Source organism: Janthinobacterium sp. KBS0711, from assembly GCF_000988085.1.
GTDB classification, from domain to species: domain Bacteria; phylum Pseudomonadota; class Gammaproteobacteria; order Burkholderiales; family Burkholderiaceae_D; genus Janthinobacterium; species Janthinobacterium lividum_E.
On record NZ_LBCO01000010.1, the window covers coordinates 1 to 17670 of the forward strand.

General features: G+C 60.8%; 18 protein-coding genes. 11 read left to right on the forward strand and 7 right to left on the reverse strand.

Annotated elements, in window-relative coordinates:
- Positions 1 to 502: 502 nt before the first annotated feature.
- The 3 genes from VM94_RS05455 (at position 503) to VM94_RS05465 (ending at position 3978) form a co-directional block, all read left to right on the forward strand.
- Positions 503 to 1795, forward strand: a complete 1293-nt coding sequence (locus VM94_RS05455) for a sensor histidine kinase (RefSeq protein WP_046682559.1) — start codon at positions 503 to 505, stop codon at positions 1793 to 1795.
- A gap of 68 nt (positions 1796 to 1863) precedes the next feature.
- On the forward strand, positions 1864 to 2622 hold the full coding sequence (locus VM94_RS05460; RefSeq protein ID WP_034751497.1) for a LytR/AlgR family response regulator transcription factor: 759 nt from the start codon (positions 1864 to 1866) through the stop codon (positions 2620 to 2622).
- A gap of 165 nt (positions 2623 to 2787) precedes the next feature.
- On the forward strand, positions 2788 to 3978 hold the full coding sequence (locus VM94_RS05465) for a PAS domain-containing sensor histidine kinase (RefSeq protein WP_046682560.1): 1191 nt from the start codon (positions 2788 to 2790) through the stop codon (positions 3976 to 3978).
- 45 nt (positions 3979 to 4023) lie between these two features.
- Here the strand turns inward: VM94_RS05465 and VM94_RS05470 are convergent, their stop codons facing one another.
- The 3 genes from VM94_RS05470 to VM94_RS05480 all read right to left on the reverse strand — a co-directional run bounded on the left by VM94_RS05470 (position 4024) and on the right by VM94_RS05480 (position 6806).
- The gene (locus VM94_RS05470) at positions 4024 to 4971 is read right to left on the reverse strand and encodes a porin (protein ID WP_046682561.1); all 948 of its coding nucleotides are present in this window, start codon (positions 4969 to 4971) and stop codon (positions 4024 to 4026) included.
- Positions 4972 to 5152: 181 nt separating this feature from the next.
- Complete coding sequence (locus tag VM94_RS05475; RefSeq protein ID WP_046682562.1) at positions 5153 to 5803, reverse strand: class I SAM-dependent methyltransferase; 651 nt, start codon at positions 5801 to 5803, stop codon at positions 5153 to 5155.
- A 61-nt stretch (positions 5804 to 5864) separates the two neighbouring features.
- Complete coding sequence (locus VM94_RS05480) at positions 5865 to 6806, reverse strand: CysB family HTH-type transcriptional regulator (protein ID WP_034751505.1); 942 nt, start codon at positions 6804 to 6806, stop codon at positions 5865 to 5867.
- Between the two features lie 160 nt (positions 6807 to 6966).
- Here VM94_RS05480 and VM94_RS05485 point away from each other — a divergent pair, with 160 nt between their 5' ends.
- From VM94_RS05485 to VM94_RS05520, 8 genes are all read left to right on the forward strand, one after another.
- Complete coding sequence (locus tag VM94_RS05485; protein WP_046682563.1) at positions 6967 to 7740, forward strand: sulfite exporter TauE/SafE family protein; 774 nt, start codon at positions 6967 to 6969, stop codon at positions 7738 to 7740.
- Between the two features lie 81 nt (positions 7741 to 7821).
- On the forward strand, positions 7822 to 9510 hold the full coding sequence (locus tag VM94_RS05490; RefSeq protein WP_046682564.1) for a nitrite/sulfite reductase: 1689 nt from the start codon (positions 7822 to 7824) through the stop codon (positions 9508 to 9510).
- A complete protein-coding gene (locus VM94_RS05495; RefSeq protein ID WP_034782220.1) occupies positions 9503 to 10063 on the forward strand; it encodes a DUF934 domain-containing protein in 561 nt (186 codons plus the stop codon). The genes VM94_RS05490 and VM94_RS05495 overlap by 8 nt, the downstream gene beginning before the upstream one ends.
- 9 nt (positions 10064 to 10072) lie before the next feature.
- Entirely contained in the window at positions 10073 to 10789 is a 717-nt protein-coding gene (locus VM94_RS05500; RefSeq protein ID WP_046682565.1) for a phosphoadenylyl-sulfate reductase, read from the forward strand.
- Positions 10790 to 10829: 40 nt separating this feature from the next.
- Positions 10830 to 11741: a sulfate adenylyltransferase subunit CysD gene (gene cysD / locus VM94_RS05505; RefSeq protein ID WP_046682566.1), complete on the forward strand. Its 912-nt coding sequence runs from the start codon at positions 10830 to 10832 to the stop codon at positions 11739 to 11741.
- A complete protein-coding gene (locus VM94_RS05510) occupies positions 11741 to 13057 on the forward strand; it encodes a sulfate adenylyltransferase subunit 1 (protein ID WP_046682567.1) in 1317 nt (438 codons plus the stop codon). Before cysD ends, VM94_RS05510 begins: the two co-directional genes overlap by 1 nt.
- Positions 13058 to 13085: 28 nt before the next feature.
- The gene (gene cobA, locus VM94_RS05515; protein WP_046682568.1) at positions 13086 to 13850 is read left to right on the forward strand and encodes a uroporphyrinogen-III C-methyltransferase; all 765 of its coding nucleotides are present in this window, start codon (positions 13086 to 13088) and stop codon (positions 13848 to 13850) included.
- A gap of 247 nt (positions 13851 to 14097) precedes the next feature.
- A complete protein-coding gene (locus VM94_RS05520; RefSeq protein WP_138828889.1) occupies positions 14098 to 14748 on the forward strand; it encodes a hypothetical protein in 651 nt (216 codons plus the stop codon).
- Here VM94_RS05520 and VM94_RS05525 read toward each other — a convergent pair.
- From VM94_RS05525 to VM94_RS28860, 4 genes are all read right to left on the reverse strand, one after another.
- Positions 14745 to 15725, reverse strand: a complete 981-nt coding sequence (locus VM94_RS05525) for a Stealth CR1 domain-containing protein (protein ID WP_138828890.1) — start codon at positions 15723 to 15725, stop codon at positions 14745 to 14747. The two genes, VM94_RS05520 and VM94_RS05525, sit on opposite strands and share 4 nt — an antisense overlap.
- A complete protein-coding gene (locus tag VM94_RS05530; protein WP_046682570.1) occupies positions 15722 to 16129 on the reverse strand; it encodes a sirohydrochlorin chelatase in 408 nt (135 codons plus the stop codon). Before VM94_RS05530 ends, VM94_RS05525 begins: the two co-directional genes overlap by 4 nt.
- Positions 16129 to 17298: an LPS export ABC transporter permease LptG gene (gene lptG / locus VM94_RS05535; RefSeq protein WP_046682571.1), complete on the reverse strand. Its 1170-nt coding sequence runs from the start codon at positions 17296 to 17298 to the stop codon at positions 16129 to 16131. Before lptG ends, VM94_RS05530 begins: the two co-directional genes overlap by 1 nt.
- The coding region (locus VM94_RS28860; RefSeq protein ID WP_046682712.1) for an LptF/LptG family permease at positions 17295 to 17670 on the reverse strand (376 nt) is incomplete at its 5' end. The genes VM94_RS28860 and lptG, both read right to left, overlap by 4 nt.

Below are 17670 nucleotides of genomic sequence, written 5' to 3' on the forward strand. Positions count from 1 at the left end.
TCCGAAGAAGTATCCTATTTCATTATTTCTTGTGAACATTTGATATTTTAAGTTAGACGCCAATCCGAAGATTGACGCTGCACTCACATCAAATGCCCACACTTATCGACTGTTAATTGTTAAAGAACTGTATTCGGTACTGCTTTCGCGCTATCGACAAAGCGTTGTGTTTGTCAGCTGCGAAGAAGGAAGAGTATGAAGCAATTTGCTACGTCCGTCAACTCCTTCTTTTTCTCTACTTTACTCAGCATTTGCATGCGTCGTTCAGCGAGGGGGCGAATTATAGCCCTGCCCAGCACTCCCCGCAAGCGCTATTTATCTCCCCTAACCGCCCAGCAAGCCTTGCCTTCACTTCAAGCGCCTTTTTGTGCAGCCTGTCGCAATCGGCTGGCATAGTTCGTGGTCTTTAGGCACAGTGGCAACATCAGACTCTGACGCTACGCAACCACGGGTTAAACTTGCCCGCTGCGTCAAATTAACTCTTGTACTTGAAAGTGCCCTCATGCTTCCGATTTCCAGCCTGCCTGAATTGTTGAAAACCATCCTCGCTTGGTTGCAACGGGCATTCGACGCGACGACGACCTGGGTCACCCAACTATCCTGGTGGAAATTCTTCCTGTTCGCCGCGCTGGCCCTGATCGCCGGTTCCATTTTGCAAGATGAGCTGTTCTCGTCCGGCCCGGATGAAGAAGTAGTCATCAAGTCGCATAAACGCAGCAACAAGGGCTCGGGTGAAACCAATATCCTGATCGACGATACGGGCATCCATTTCAATCCCCGCAACGGCAAGAACCGGCGCAGCAGCGCGGCCGATGCAGCCAGCGATCCGGCCGATGCCGCCGAGGCGGACGCTCAAGCCAGTGCCGTACCTCCAGAGCCGCCTCAACCACCGGCCGCTCCCGCCAAGCCCAACTATCCAGTAACGACCAATGCCTCTGGCGAAGAAGTCCATATTGAATTGCCGCCGCAAATCGGCGAAGAGCTGTCGAACGCCATCGAAGAAGCCGTCGATGATGCGGCAGAACAAAAAGTGTCGCGCTATCACCAGCAAGCCTCGACCTGGTTCAAGAGCTTTGTGTCCTTGCTGGTATTGGCCCTGTTCGCCATGAAAGCGCTGGTCGGCGGCAAGAAACGCGCGGAAGCGGAAACCGTCACGGCGAATGAGGCGGCCGAGCGTGAATCCATGCAGCGCCAGCTCAGCGAAGCGAAGATGCAGATGATGCAGGCGCAAGTCGAGCCGCACTTCCTGTTCAATACGCTTGCCTCCGTCGAACACCTGATCCAGGTCGACCCGCCGCGCGCGGCCAAGATGCAGCGCAGCCTGATCCAGTATCTGCGCGCCGTGCTGCCGCAAATGCGCGACAACGCCCTGATTACCAACCTGGGCCGTGAGGCGGACATGGTGCAAGCGTACTTGAACCTGCTGAAAATGCGCATGGAAGAACGCCTGACCGTCGATTTCCAGATTCCCGACGGCCTGCGCAGCGCAGCCTTCCCGCCGATGATGCTGCAATCGATGGTGGAAAATGCCATCAAGCACGGCCTGGAAGTCAAACCGGAAGGCGGCACCCTGCGCATCGTGGCCGAAGTGGCGCACAGCAAGCTGCGCGTGACGGTCACCGATGACGGCCTGGGCTTTGGCGTGGTCCCCAGCGATGGTACGGGCCTCGGTTTGCCCACCATCCGCGAGCGTTTGAAGCTGCTGCATGGCGACCAGGGCAGCCTGACCATTACGCCAAATCAACCGTCCGGCGTGTGCGCCGTGATCGAAGTGCCCTATCAATTGTCCAAATAAGACAGAGTAGTTGATAAAAACGCTAAATCATTGAATAATCAATCTTCGCCTGTTCACACTTGAGACCTATGCCTACCGCTATTATTGCCGACGACGAAAGACTGATGCGCGACCAGCTACGCCTGCGCCTGGGCCAGGCCTGGCCCGAACTGGAAATCATCGGCGAAGCCAAGAATGGCGACGAAGCGATCGAACTGGTGGAACAACTCAAGCCCGACTTTGCCTTCCTCGATATCCGCATGCCGGGCAAGACGGGCATGGAAGCGGCGCAAGTGATCGGCAGCAAAACGCATATCGTCTTCGTCACGGCCTATGACAGCCACGCCGTCGAAGCCTTCGAACGGGGCGCCGTCGATTACGTGCTCAAGCCGCCCGAGCACGAGCGCTTGCTGGTGACGGTGGAGCGCCTGAAAACACACTTGAACAAGCCGGCCCTGGACGTCAACAGCAGTGTCACGGCCATGCTGTCGCAGCTGGCGGAAAAAATCACGGCCAAGCCCACCTATTTGCAATGGATACAGGCCAGCATCGGCCAGGACTTGCGCATGATTCCCGTGGAAGAGATCCTGTTCTTCCGTTCTGACGAGAAATACACCTGCGTGCAGACAGCCAAGTATGAGGCGCTGATCCGCAAACCCGTGCGCGACCTGGCCGAAGAGCTCGATCCTTCGCTGTTCTGGCAAATCCACCGCGCCACCCTGGTCAACGTGAATGCCATCGAAGGCGTGACGCGTGACATCCGCGGCCGCCATCTGGTGCTTATCAAAGGCAAGTCCGACAAGCTCGAAGTGAGCCGCAGCTTCTTGCACCTGTTCAAGCAAATGTAAGTCTCTCGCCGCCGCCCGGCCCAGGCCGGCGCGGCGCACCACTCTCTTCTGCCCCCTTCCTGCGCCACATCAAGCCGCGCCGCGCCAGCAGGCATAGGCTATATCAAGTCCCGCCCGTCATTCCTGCACTGCCTGCCTTCGTTCACGTTCGCAAGGAGACCCTCAATGCCCGACCGAGGCAGCCCCACACTGCTGCGCATCTTGCCGCTGGGTATGGCGGCAGCGCTTTTGCTGTGCCTGTTTCCTCCACTGAAAGCCCGCCGGCAACAGCAGGCACGCGGCCAGGCCATCATCGACAGCGCCAGCGACGCCATCATCAGCATAGACAGCCGGCAAATCATCCTGCATGCGAACGCGGCGGCCGCCAGATTGTTCGACGACACGCCGGCCGCCATGTGTGGCATGCCCCTGGGCCACTACATCCTGCGCGACCTGCGCACTCTCGGCAGCCTGGGCAAGCACGATGGCGATCCGCCGTTTGACGACATCAGCCTGGAGCTGCGCCTGACGGGCCGGCGCGCCACCGACTACACCTTGACGGGACGGCGCAGCGATGGCGCCATGTTTCCCCTGGAAGGCTCGCTCTCGGCCATGCAGGAAGATGGCCAGAGCGTGTTTACCATCATCGTGCGCGACATCAGCGCGCGCCAGCAGATGCATGAACAGCTGGCCCGATCCTTTTCGCAATTGCGTGAATTATCAAGTGCGCTGCAAACCATCCGCGAAGAAGAGCGCAAGCATATCGCGCGTGAATTGCATGACGACCTGGGGCAATTGCTGGCCACCTTGCGCGTCGACCTGACCCTGGTGCGCCAGCACACGGACACCACCGCCTCCCTGCAAGCGTTGCTGCACAGCATGGACGGCTTGCTGGTGACGGCCATCACCTCGTTGCGGCGCATCGCCAGCAACCTGCGTCCGCGCGCGCTCGATGAAGGGGGATTGTATTTTGCACTGCAAAAACTGCGCCACGACTTCCTGCTGCGCCGCGCCATCCATTTCGACTTGCTGGCCGACGAAGCCGATCTCGTGCTCGACGATGCGCGCAGCACAGCCATCTACCGCATCGTGCAGGAAGCGCTGACGAATATCGCGCGCCATGCCGAAGCGAGCCACATTACCATCGCCCTGCACCGCATCGACTCTTCCTTGGCCATCACCATCCAGGATGATGGCCGCGGCATTGCCGAGCACGATCTGGAAAAAGCCACGGCGCTTGGCTTGCTGGGCATGCGCGAACGGGTGTGGGGCTTGAATGGCAATATCCATATCGGTACCGATAGCGAGCTGGGCGGCACACGCATCGAAATCTCGCTGCCCATGCATGCCGAGGCGGCGGAAACGGCCACACAATAAAAAAGGCGCCCGCAGGCGCCTTTGCTTCGTCGCATCGAATGATGCTTAGAATTTGTGTGCCAGGCCAATCTGGTACGAAGTCAGCGACTTGACGCGCTCGCGGCCAGCGTAAGCGTACACGTCGGTGCGCTTCGACAGGTGGTAGTCGTAACCAACGCCGAATTCCTTGATGGTGTCCTGATCCTTGAACTTGTTGTTGCTTTGTTCTTGCTTGCCATACGACACTTTGGCATCGCCGCCGCCAACCGTGTAGTTCAGGCCGATCAGGTAGGACTTGAATTCACCAGTCGTGGCAACCTTGGTGTCGCCTTTCGAGTAGGCGGCCGTGATCTTGGCTGGGCCGAATTTATAGCCGCCGCCGATGGACCACAGGTCAGGCTTGGCGGCCGTTGCCGTTGCTTGCACGGCTTTTTCGTAGCCAGCGTGCAAGCTGATCGGGCCGTTGTCGTAGGTTGCCAGGCCGATCACGCCCGCGTCAGCACTGTTGACTTCGCTCAGCACGTACTGCAGGCTGCCCACGAAACCTTCAAAGCTTGGGCTGTTGTAGGTGACGGCATTGTTGACGCGCGACGAGCCGACACCCGAACGCAGCAGGGTTTCATTGTTCTTGCCGACCACACCGTAGGTGTTGAATGGGTCGACACGGGCGATGGTGCCATCGACCAGGTTCTTGGTGCGGCCCAGGATGGCGGTACCGAAAGCGCCTTTCAAGCCCACGTAGGCTTGACGGTCAAACAACACGCCTTTTTGCGCGCCGGTGTCGGCCAGGAATTCACTTTCCAGGTTGAAAATTGCGGACAGGCCGCCACCCAGATCTTCCGTACCCTTGAAACCGAGGCGCGACGCATTGTTTTCGCGTTGTACCGTCGGCTGGCCAGTGGTCTTGGCAATACCGAGGTCAACCAGGCCATACACGGTGACGTTCGATTGTGCTTGTGCCGTAGCTGCTGCGAAGGTGCCGATGATCAATGCTGCCAGAGTAATTTTTTTCACTTGAGATTCTCTACATTAGGTTGGACAAGAGTGGTGCTGCTTAGCTGCTGAACCGAATCATGCCCATCAAATACTTCAACAATATGACATCGACAAGATGTTGCTTTTTGGCACAACGTCGTGTCAGATAAAAACAACAGACGAAAAAAAACCGCCCGAGGGCGGTTCCTGCAGCAACAGCTTACTTCAGGCGGCAGCTCAGCAGCCAGTAGTATTCCAGGCGCTTCATGCGGATTTCGCGGGCCGAGTGGGCAAACTTCTTGCGCAGGTGACTATCCGATGGGAAATTCTTCAGCACTTCATAGCGCTCGCCCGCGTCCGTCGTGCGGAACTGGTGGGTGTTGCCTTCCAGGTCGGTACGCGCGATCACGGTGCTGCTGCCATCGACATAGGAATTGTCGATCAGCACCAGCAGAATGTCCTTGCCCAGCTTGCTGCGCAATTGCTTCAGGTATTTGTCCTGGTCTTCGCGCTTGACGTGCGACCACCAGAAACCGGCGAACACGGCAGTGAACTTGCCCTGCAAGTCATCGGGCAAGTTAAAGGCGTCAAGCTTGGCGAACGTGACGTTGTCGGGCAAGCCGCGCGATTGGGACAGCGCCAGCATTTCATCGTTGATATCGGTGGCCAGCACGGACTCGGCCGACTCGGCAACCACTTCCGTCCAGTAGCCCGTGCCGCAAGCCAGTTCCAGCACGGTGTGGCCTTCCAGCACGTCAGCGACCTTGTCGCGCAACACTTCCAGGTCTTCCTGGCGTTCGGGCTTGTCATAGACGCGCTCGTACTGCTGCGCGATGGTGGCGTAATATTTGGCAAGCTGATCGGTAATCATTGTTTCTTCTCTTCTTAAATAATCTTGGCCAGGCAACCGCCCGGCCGGCTTCATGCATTGTTTATAGTTCGTAGTGCTCTTTATCACCGCTCATCGCCTGCTCGATGAGCTTGCGGTTCAGGGTCGGCGTCAGCAACTCGATAAAGGTATAGATATAGCTGCGCAAATACGCGCCCTGCTTGACGGCCACGCGCGACACATTCATGCCGAACAGATGGCCGACAGGGATGGCGCGCAAGCCTTTGTCGCGCTCGGCATCGAAGGCCATACCCGCTATGATACCAATCCCCATGCCCAACTCGACATAAGTCTTGATGACGTCCGCATCGATGGCTTCGAGCAAGATGTCCGGCTTCAGGCCGCGCAGCACGAAAGCGTGGTCGATCTTGTTGCGTCCGGCGAACGCGCTGTCATAGGTAATCAGGGGGAAAGCGGCGATTTCTTCCAGGGTCACGGACTTCGATTTGAGCAGCGGATGGTCGACGGGCACCACTACCACGTGCTCCCATTGATAGCATGGCAAGGTGATCAAGCCATCGATGGCGGCGATCGATTCCGTGGCGATGGCGAGATCCGCCTGGTCGCGCTGCACCATTTCGGCAATCTGGCGTGGGTTGCCTTGCAGCAAAGACAATCTTACCTTCGGGAACTTCAGCATGAAGGCTTGCACGACCTTGGGCAAGGTGTAGCGCGCCTGTGTATGCGTGGTGGCAATGGTAAAGCTGCCGCTGTCCTGCGCCGCGAATTCCTTGCCGATGCGCTTCATGCTGTCGATTTCCTGCATGATCAGCTCGACCGATTCCAGCACCAGGCGGCCCGGCTCCGTCAAACCGCGGATGCGCTTGCCATGGCGCGTAAAAATATCCACGCCCAGCTCTTCCTCCAGCTCGATGATGGCTTTCGATACGCCCGGTTGCGACGTGAACAAGGCCTTGGCGGCGTCCGTCAGGTTGTAATTCTGCCGGACCGCTTCGCGCACGAAGCGCAGTTGATGGAGATTCATTGCTGGTTTGCCCTAGATTGCCGTGATTTGCCGAGTTTCCGCCCCACCCATGATTTTGCGTTCATGCATATACGCATATCGCATATAAGCAAATGCGTACTTAGTAGTTTGGAATAAACACTAAGTTTATTACTATTGCGGGTACTTTGGGGGTGCAAGCATGACTTTGTCTTATATAGTCTCAGGATTTGCCGTAGGATTACTCGTAGGAATGACCGGCGTGGGCGGCGGCTCGCTGATGACGCCCCTGTTAACCTTGCTGTTTGGCGTGCCGCCTTCCGTGGCCGTGGGGACCGACCTGGCATTCGCCTCGATCACCAAGAGCGCCGGCACCTTGACGCACCGCCTGCGCGGCACCATCCGCTGGGATATCGTCAAGCGCCTGTGTATCGGCGCCCTGCCCGCCGCCATCCTCGCCACCCTGGCGCTCAAATCGTTCGGCACCCTGTCGCCGGAAATCGGCCAGATCATCCGTTACTCGATTGCCGGCTCCGTGCTGCTGACCGTCGTGGCGCTCATTTTCAAGGGCCGCATGCTGGCCTGGATCAACGCACACCCCGAAAAACAATTGCAAGGCAACAAGCTTGCCGCCGCGACCATCATTGCCGGCGCCGTGCTGGGCGTGCTGGTGACGGTCTCGTCCATCGGCGCCGGCGCCATCGGCGCGACCTTGCTGGTGATGCTGTATCCACGCATGAGCTCGGCCGAAGTGGCGGGCACCGATATCGCCTACGCCGTGCCCCTGACGGCCATCGCCGCCCTGGGCCACTGGTGGCTCGGCTCCATCCACTGGGAGTTGCTGGCCTCCTTGCTGGTCGGCTCCCTGCCCGGCATCACGCTCGGTTCCTGGGTCGCCCGCTCCGTGCCGGAAAAGTTTTTACGCGTGTTGCTGGCGATGACCTTGACCGGCGTGGCAGTGAAGCTAATCTATTAATTACCGAACAAGTGACAAGAGCAGTATCAAGAACATAATCCCAGACAATCTTCCAGCACCCCGGCTTTTTTAGGAATTGATATGTACCATTACGATCAGTACGACCACCTCATCATCAAAGAACGCATCGCCCAGTACCGAGACCAGGTTGCGCGCCGTATCGCCAATGAACTGACGGAAGAGGAATTCATTCCGCTGCGCCTGCAAAACGGCCTGTACATGCAACGCCACGCCTACATGCTGCGCATCGCCGTGCCGTACGGCTTGCTTTCGGCTAAACAGATGCGCATGTTCGCGCACATCGCGCGCAAGTACGACCGCGGCTATGGCCACTTCACGACGCGCCAGAACATTCAGTTCAACTGGATCGAACTGGAGCAGACGCCCGATATCCTGACGGACCTGGCTTCCGTGGAAATGCACGCGATCCAGACGTCAGGCAACTGTATCCGTAATACAACATCGGACCCGTTCGCCGGCGTCGCGGCCGATGAAATCATCGATCCGCGCCCGTACGCGGAAGTATTGCGCCAGTGGAGCACCTTCCACCCCGAGTTCATCGCCCTGCCGCGCAAATTCAAGGTCGCCATCAATGGCGCCGAGGAAGACCGCGCCGCCATCGCCGTGCATGACATCGGTTTGACGGCCGTGCGCAACGCCGCTGGCGAAGTGGGCTTCAAGGTGATGGCCGGTGGCGGCATGGGCCGCACACCGATTTTGGGCAGCGTCGTGCGCGACTTCCTGCCGTGGCAGCATTTGCTGACGTATATCCAGGCGATCATGCGCGTGTACAACTTGCACGGCCGCCGCGACAACAAATACAAGGCGCGCATCAAGATTTTGCTGAAAGCCATCGGCGTAGAAGAATTCACGCGCCAGGTGGAAGCAGAGTGGGTCGATCTGAAGGACGGCCCGGAAACCTTGACGGCCGAGGAAATGCAGCGCGTGGCGGACTTTTTCAATCCGCCAGCCTACCTGGCCCTGCCGGAACTCGACTACAAGCTTGAACACGCGGACAACAAGGCGTATGTGAACTGGCTGGCGCGCAACGTCAAGCCGCACCAGCGCCCCGGCTACGTGGCCGTCGTGCTGTCCCTGAAGAAAACGGGCGTGCCGCCGGGCGACGCGACGGCCGAGCAGATCGACTTCGTGGCCGATCTGGCCGACCGCTACAGCTTTGGCGAACTGCGCGTGACGCACGAGCAAAACCTCGTGCTGGCCGACGTGGAACAATCGAAACTGTTCAAACTGTGGCAGGAAGCCAAGGCGCATGGCCTGGCCACGCCGAACATCGGTTTGCTGACCGACATGATCTGCTGCCCTGGTGGCGATTTCTGCTCGCTGGCCAACGCCAAGTCCTTGCCGATCGCGGCCGCCATTGCCGAACGTTTCGACAGCATCGACTTCCAGCACGACATCGGCGAGATCGAACTGAATATTTCCGGCTGCATCAATGCCTGCGGCCACCATCACGTGGGCAGCATCGGCATTCTCGGCGTCGACAAGGATGGCAGCGAATGGTATCAGGTGTCGATAGGCGGCGCGCAAGGCAATAACGCGGCCATCGGCAAGATCATCGGACCATCGTTCTCTTCCCTGCAGATGCCCGAAGTCATCGGCCGCCTGCTGCACGTCTACGTGCGCGACCGCCACGAGGGCGAGCGCTTCGTCGACACGGCCCAGCGCCTGGGTCTGGCGCCGTTCAAGGAACACGTATATGCAACGCCGATCACGGTCGGCAACCTGGTGGGAGAAGACGAATATGTTTGAAGTACGCGAAGAAATCATCAAGAACGCCGCCGTGGTGCCGAATACCTGGGGCTTGCTGCGCCTCGATGAAAACGACACGCCGGAAACGGTCGTCGTGCCTGCCGGCAAGGTCATCGTGCCCCTGCTCGTATGGCAAGCCCAGCGCGAGACCCTGGCCGCCCGCCTGCCCGACATCGGCGTGTGGCTGGCCAGCGACGAGCGCCCGGAAGAACTGGCGGCCGACGTGGCGCAACTGCCCGTCATCGGTGTGGACTTCCCGAAATTCACGGATGGCCGCGGCTATTCCATCGCCTTCAACCTGCGCGCCCGTCTCGGTTTCCAGGGTGAATTGCGGGCCATCGGCGACGTGCTGCGCGACCAGCTGTTTTCCATGCACAGGGTCGGCTTCGATGCGTATGCGACGCGCCCGGACCGCAGCATCCATGACGCCCTGAAAGGTTTGTCGGTCTTTTCGGAAACCTACCAGGCCTCGTGGGATCAAAAGTCGCCGCTGTTCCGCCGCCACCAGCGCGAAGGCCAGAATCCTGACCTCGACAACGCGGCCGGCATCTGAGGACCAATCATGAGCGATTTGACTTCTTTGATTCACGCCACCGAGCAAACGCTGACACGCATCGCCGCGGATTTTTCGCCGGCCGTGTTCGCGTCCAGCCTGGCAGCCGAAGACATGGTGCTGACCGACATGATACTCAAGGCGAAGCTGCCAATCGGCATCTTTTCCCTGGAAACAGGCCGGCTGCACCAGGAAACCCTGGCCGTGCTTGACAAGGTCAAGACCCGTTACGACCACGACATCACCCTGTACCGTCCGCAGCCGGAAGCCGTCGCTGCCTACGTGGAACAGAACGGTCTGAACGCGTTCTACAACAGCGTCGAGATGCGCCGCGAATGCTGCCGCATCCGAAAGGTCGAGCCGCTGGGCCGTGCCCTGGCCGGCAACAAGGCCTGGGTCACGGGGCAGCGCCGCGCCCAGTCCACCACGCGCGCCGAATTGCACGTGCAGGAAGACGACGCGGCCCACGCCATGACGAAATTCAATCCTCTGGCAGACTGGTCGGAAGAAGACGTGTGGGCCTACATCCGCGCCAATGACGTGCCGTACAACGCGCTGCACGACCAGGGCTACCCGTCGATCGGCTGCGAACCGTGCACGCGGGCCGTGCAGCCAGGCGAAGATGTGCGCGCCGGACGCTGGTGGTGGGAAAACCCGGATTCGAAAGAATGCGGCCTGCACATGGTGGACGGCAAACTGATACGCATCAAATCCGTGGCAGCCTGAACAGACACAACAGACTCAGCAGAACAAGAAAGCACCCTATATGAGCAATATTTTGAACCAGCGTCACCTCGACAGCCTTGAATCGGAAGCCATCCACATCATGCGCGAAGTGGCGGCCGAATCGGCCAACCCTGCGCTGCTGTTTTCCGGCGGCAAGGATTCCGTCGTCCTGCTGCGCCTGGCCGAAAAAGCCTTCCGCCCAGGCAAGTTCCCGTTTCCCCTCGTGCATATCGACACGGGCCACAACTTCCCGGAAGTCATCACTTTCCGTGACAAGAAAGTGGCGGAACTGGGCGAGCGCCTGATCGTCGGCTCCGTGGAAGACTCGATCAAGCGCGGCACCGTGCGCCTACGCAACCCGGCCACGGATTCGCGCAATGCGGCCCAAGCCGTGACCTTGCTGGAAACCATCGCCGAATACAAATTTGACGCCTGCATCGGCGGCGCCCGCCGCGATGAAGAAAAAGCCCGCGCCAAGGAACGCATCTTTTCGTTCCGCGACGAATTTGGCGCCTGGGACCCGAAAGCCCAGCGTCCGGAATTGTGGGACCTGTATAACACCCGCGTGCATCCCGGTGAAAACATGCGTGTCTTCCCCATCTCGAACTGGACGGAACTGGACGTGTGGCAATACATCGCCCGCGAGCAACTGGAATTGCCGCCGATCTACTTCGCGCACGAGCGCCAGGTGATCCCGCGCAACGGCTTGCTGGTACCGCTGACGGACTTGACGCCGCCGCGCGACGGCGAAACGGTGGAAACGCAAGTCGTGCGCTTCCGCACGGTGGGCGATATCTCGTGCACCTGCCCCGTGTCGTCCGATGCGGCGACGGTGGACGCCATCATCGCCGAGACGGCAATCACGCAAATCACGGAACGTGGCGCCACCCGCATGGATGACCAGACTTCCGAAGCCTCGATGGAAAAACGCAAGAAAGCAGGGTATTTCTAATGAACGCAGCAATCCAGAACACCAACCTCACCGACAGCCTGGAGCGCGGCATGCTGCGCTTCATCACGGCCGGTTCCGTCGATGACGGCAAGAGCACGCTGATCGGCCGTTTGCTGTTCGACAGCAAGGGCATCTTCGCCGACCAGCTCGACGCCATGTCGCGCTCCAAGCACAAGCGCACGGTGGGCGACACGGTCGACCTGTCCTTGCTGACGGACGGCCTGGAAGCGGAACGCGAGCAAGGCATCACCATCGACGTGGCTTACCGTTACTTTGCCACGCCAAAACGCAAATTCATCATCGCCGACACGCCGGGCCACGAGCAATACACGCGCAACATGGTCACGGGAGCCTCCACGGCCGACGCCGTCATCATCCTGATCGACGTGTCGAAAGTCAAACTGGGCGACGACGGCAGCGTGGAATTGCTGATCCAGACCAAGCGCCATTCGACGATTGCCCATTTGCTGCAGATCGAGCACGTGGTCGTGGCTGTCAACAAGATGGACCTCGTCGACTACGATGAAACGGTGTACAACCGTATCGTGGCCGCCTACCGCGAATTCGCCCAGTCGCTGGGCTTGAAGGACATCACGCCGATCCCGCTGTCGGCACTCACCGGCGACAACGTTGTCGAGCGCGGCGACAAGCTGGGCTGGTACACGGGGCCGACCTTGATCGAACTGCTCGAATCGCTGTCCGTCTACGACGAATCGCACGACACGCCATTCCGCTTCCCGGTGCAACTGGTGGCGCGCCACAACGGTCATGAAGCGAACGACTTCCGCGGCTACATGGGCCGCATCGAAGCGGGCAAGGTCAGCATCGGCGACACCCTCGTGGTGCAGCCATCGGGCCAGACGGCAACCGTCAAGGATATCGTCACCCTGGACGGCTCGCTGAGCACCGCCGTGGTGGGCCAGTCCGTCACCCTGCTGCTCAATGAATACCTCGACATTTCGCGCGGCGACTTGCTGGCCAGCAGCGAGCGCCCCGCCACCCTGCTGAAAACAGTGGTGGCCGACGTGTGCTGGCTGTCGGAAGACGCGCTGGACCTGCGCCGCAAATACTGGATCAAGCACGGCACCAAGCAGACGGCGGCAAAAGTGACGGCGATCGAATCGATCCTCGACATCAATACGCAGCAGCGCCATCCGGCCGAAGGCTTGAAGCTGAACGACATCGCCCGCATCAGCCTGAACGTGCAGCAGGCGCTGGCGGCCGACGCCTATGCCGATATCCGCGCCACCGGTGCCTTCATCCTGATCGATGAAGTCACCCACCAGACGGTCGCGGCCGGCATGGTTCGGCTCTAACCCCGTATCGTCCAGGAAAGGCAGCCACATGAACAGCTCCCCATCTCTCCCCGGCAAGGTCTACCTGATCGGCGCCGGACCCGGCGCGCAAGACCTGATGACCTTGCGCGGCGCGCGCCTGCTGGCGCAAGCGGACGTCGTGCTGCACGACGCGCTGGTCACCGAAGAGATGCTGGAGCTGTGCCCGCAGGCGCAAAAGATCCTGGTCGGCAAGCGCTGCGGCCAGTTGTCGACGGCGCAGGCGTTCATCAACAAGCAACTGGTCGACAACGCGCGCAAGCACGCCGTCGTCGTGCGCCTGAAAGGGGGCGACCCCATGCTGTTCGGCCGCGCCGACGAGGAATTGCGCGCGCTGGAAGAAGCGGGCATCACCGTCGAAGTGGTGCCCGGCATTACCACGGCCCTGGCGGCGGCCGCCGCCACACAGCAGCCGCTGACCAAACGGGGCGTGTCGCGCAGCGTGGCCTTTTTCACGTCCAGCACGGCGCCGGGCGAACCGGACCAGACACGCATCCCCGACTGCGACACCCTGGTGCAATACATGGGGGGCCGCGAAGCCATCGCCACGGCACAACGCCTGCTGGCCCAGGGCCGCCGTGCCGACACGCCGGTAGTGGTGATTGAAAACTGCAGCCGCCCGGACCAGCGCATCGTGCGCCTGACGCTGAGCGCCCTGGCGCACGGCCTGGGCAACACCCACGGCCCCGTGCTGGTGATGCTGGGCGACGCCATGGCTGCGCGCGCGCACCAGTCCATCGAAGAAACGGCCGCCATTCTGGCGCGCCATGCTTGAATAAACACACCGTATTTTACCGACTTTAAAGTCAGTAACCGACGTCTTCCGGGGAAACATGATACGATGCTCACGCATCTTTTCTCGAGAAGTTGTTGCGTGTTAGCAATAAATTCACGCTACGCCCCGCCATAGCGCTTGCCATGCGGTCTCCGGTTGACGGGAGACGCTCCGGCAATCTCCCCGAAAAAAGCTGCGCCCGCAGGCTGCAATACCGCGCCGCGCAACTTTAGCCTTACGACCACACATGAATTTCACCTCCATGCGCGAAGCCCTGACTTCGCTCAGCCGCAGCAATGTCGGCGTCGCCAGCGCTGTGCTGCTCAGCATGCTCGCCTCCATCGCCCTGTGGACGGTGTTCCCGAATATCGACGACGAAAACCATTTGCTGGAATGGCTGCAAGCGCTGTCCCTGGCCCTGGCCTGCACCGTGCACGGCGTGCGCGCCTGGCAAGAGACCGACCGCCAGTCCTTGCGCTTCCTCATGCATGCGGGCCTGTGCGCGCTGCTGTTCGGCTTCCTGCTGCGCGAACTCGATATCGACCAGTTCGGCACGGCGCCCGCCTGGGCCCAGCTGGAAAAAGCCCTGCGCGTGGTGGAGTTGCTGATCCTGATACGCATACTGATCTTTTTCGCGCCGCGCGCGCGCAAGGTGTTTGCCCATGCCGGCCTGATTTTCAGCATGCGCATCACCATCCTGACGGCCATCGGCGGCTTGCTGATGGTTGCCGGCTGGCCCTTCGACAAGAAGGTCTTCCATGGCATGCCGGACGCCTACGCGCTGCTCGGCGAGGAAGTCTTCGAACTGGGCGCCTATCTGCTGCTGTTCCTCGCTTCGCTGTCCGACAGCACGGCCGCCGCCCGCATCAGCCTGGCGCCGAAGAAAAAAACGGCTTAAGCACTTTCAAATGAGGATGGCAGCGGCAGCAGCCGTTGCAAGGTAGCGGCCACGCGCAGCAGGCGCGGGTCGTCGTCCTCGGCCTCGTCGCAGGTATCGTTGATGCAGAAAAACGGCAAGCTGCCAAAACGCGCCGCCAGCTCCTCAAGCTGCTGCTGCGCCGCCACATCGCCGCTGGCGATATGCAGCGGGTCGAGCATGCGCGACCTGGCGAATCCCTGATGCACCATCCAGCGCGGCACCAGGTCGGGCAGCAATGCCGGCACCTGCCACGAGCGGAACACCGTCGCGCGCACGCCGGCAAACATGGCCGGCGCCAGCCCTTCCAGTGCATGCAGCGCGCTTTTCAGCATGGGCCGCGGCGCATGCGCATACAGGCGCGGTTCATGCAGGTATCCCGCGTACTGCGCCGACAGCCATTGCCGCGACAAAGTGGCGCAGTTGACTGGCGCGGCCACGTCGGCGCGCAAGTCCTGCAGATCATCGTGCAGGTCATCCTGCAGCTCGCTCTCCGTGAACACACTCAAACGCCGGTCCCCTTCCTCCCCGAACCAGAATGCGGGCTCGAACGGCGCGCCGAAAAACACGTCGTCGTTCAGATACAGGAAGCGTTCGGACAGGCCCGGAATATGGTGCAGATACGATTCGATATGGCCGGAGTCGAACACGGGCAGCGATGCATCGGGCATCAGGCTCGCATGGTCGATCACCGTCAGGCGCGGCGAGGCGCGCAGCCAGGCCGGCACTTGCCGGTCCGTCAGCAGGTAGATATGGCCGTGGCCGGGAAAGAAGCGCTCAAGCGCGCGCAGGTTGTAGCGCAGTTCGCCGTTGTCGCGGTAGCGCCCCGCCACGTTGCCGTGCAGGGCCAGCTGGCCGGGATGCGCCTGCGCCCAGATGGCATAGGCTTGCTGCCGGCGCGCGCGCCAGGCGGGATCGGCGCCGTCTACCCACAGGTAGACGATGTCGATGCCGCTCAAGGGATAGGGCTGGAGCCTGGCGCCGCCACGCAGTAATCGGCGATGGCGGCGAGCACGCTGGCGTTCTCGCCGACCGCCTCGACCACCTTCAGGCGCAGTGCCGGATGCTGCAGGCGCAATTCTTCCAGCAGCAGCGGCAAGTCGCGCAGCACATGTCCGCCCTGCCCCAAGAACACGGGCACCACGGTGACGTCCAGGATGGCGCCGGCGGGCAGCTCGGCCAGCAGGGTCGCCACCAGTTCGGGCAGGCGCGGCGTCATCAGCTCGAGGAAGGCCAGGTGCACGCCGGTACCGGGCATGCGCGCCTGGGTCAGGTCGCGCAGGCGCTCGAACGGTGCGGCCCATGATGCGGCGCGCGCGCCATGGGCAAACAAGATCAGTGCCGGTTTCACATTCGTCTCCATCAGTGCCGCTCCACCCACCACAGGGCGCCCAGCGCCAGCAGCAGATACAGGGCGCTCGGCGCCACCGCCGTCAGGAAGGCCGGCCAGGTGCTGAGCAAGCCAAGATGCGAGAACAGGGTGTTGACCAGCATGAAGCTCACGCCGATCATGATGCCGATGAAGATCTTCAGGCTGATGCCGCCGCTGCGCGTATGCATGTAGGCGAACGGCAGCGCCAGCGCCATCAGCACGAAAATGGCCAGCGGGTCGATCAGCTTTTTCCAGAAGGCGATGCGGAAACGTTCCGTTTCCTGCTTGTTCTCGGCCAGGTGGCGCGTGTATACGGCCAGTTCGCTGGCCGACATGCGTTCGGGATCGGAGGCCGACACCGTCAGGATCTTCGGCGTCACTTCCGACGTCATGTCCTTGCTGGCGCTTTGCACCGTGCGCACTAGGCTCGTTTCCTGTCCAAAGTAGTTCGCCAGCTTCGGCTCGAAGCCGGGCGAGGTGGCCGCGCTGTTCGAGAACGAGGTTTCCGTCACGTCGGTCAGGCGCCAGATATTATTGCCCTGATATGTCGCGCCCTTGGCCACGGTCAGGGTGCGCAAGCGCATGTCGGTGTCGAATTCATACAGCTTGACGTTTTTCAGCTGGCCATCCGGACGCGCTTCGCCCACATTGAAAAAGCGCGAGCCGGTGACGGTGCCCGTCAAGCCGTCGCTCTTGACCATGTCCTTGGTCCACAGGCCCGAGCGAAACTCGCTCGACACGGCCGCGCCGCGCGAAGTCAGCTTGAGGCGTTCGGCCAGCGGCTCCGTGCGCGGCGTGATCAGTTCACCGAAGATGAAGGTGATGACGACGAAGACGATACCGATGCGGAACAGGAAACCGGCCGCCATCGCCGTCGACATGCTCGATGCGCGCATGATGGTAAATTCGGAACTGGCGGCAAACTGCGCCATCGTGTAGATGGTGCCGATCAGCGCCGCGATCGGCATCACCTCGTACACGTGCCCCGGCACCAGCACCAACACATACAGGAAGGCATACTGGATGGTGTAGCCGTTGCGGCCCACCTTGGGCAGCTCGCCCGTCAGGTCGATGAAGGCTTGCAGTGCCAAAAAGGCGAGCAGCACGAACAGCACCGCCTGGAATATCGAGACCGCAAAATAGCGCTGTAAAATCTTCATTTCGGTGCCGCTTTACTTGTATTGCCGGCGCGGCGCGCGCGCTTGAACGCCGCCAGCAGGACCAGCGGATGATAGCGGTGGTTCACATTCAGGCGCCACGCAAACAGCGCCACCACGGCCAGCGCCGCCAGCAGGTGCAGCGGCCACCAGGCCAGGCCAAAGGTCATGCGGCCCTGTTTCACGCTCGCTTCGATAACCTTGATCAGGTTGCTGTACGTAAAGAAAATCAGCAGCGCGATAATCAGATTGGTGGAACTGCCGGCGCGCGGATTGACAAAGCCCAGCGGAATGGCCAGCAAAATCAGCATCAGCCCGATCAGGGGCGCGCTGACCCGCCACAGCAATTCGGCCATGGTGTACGGATTCGGCTCC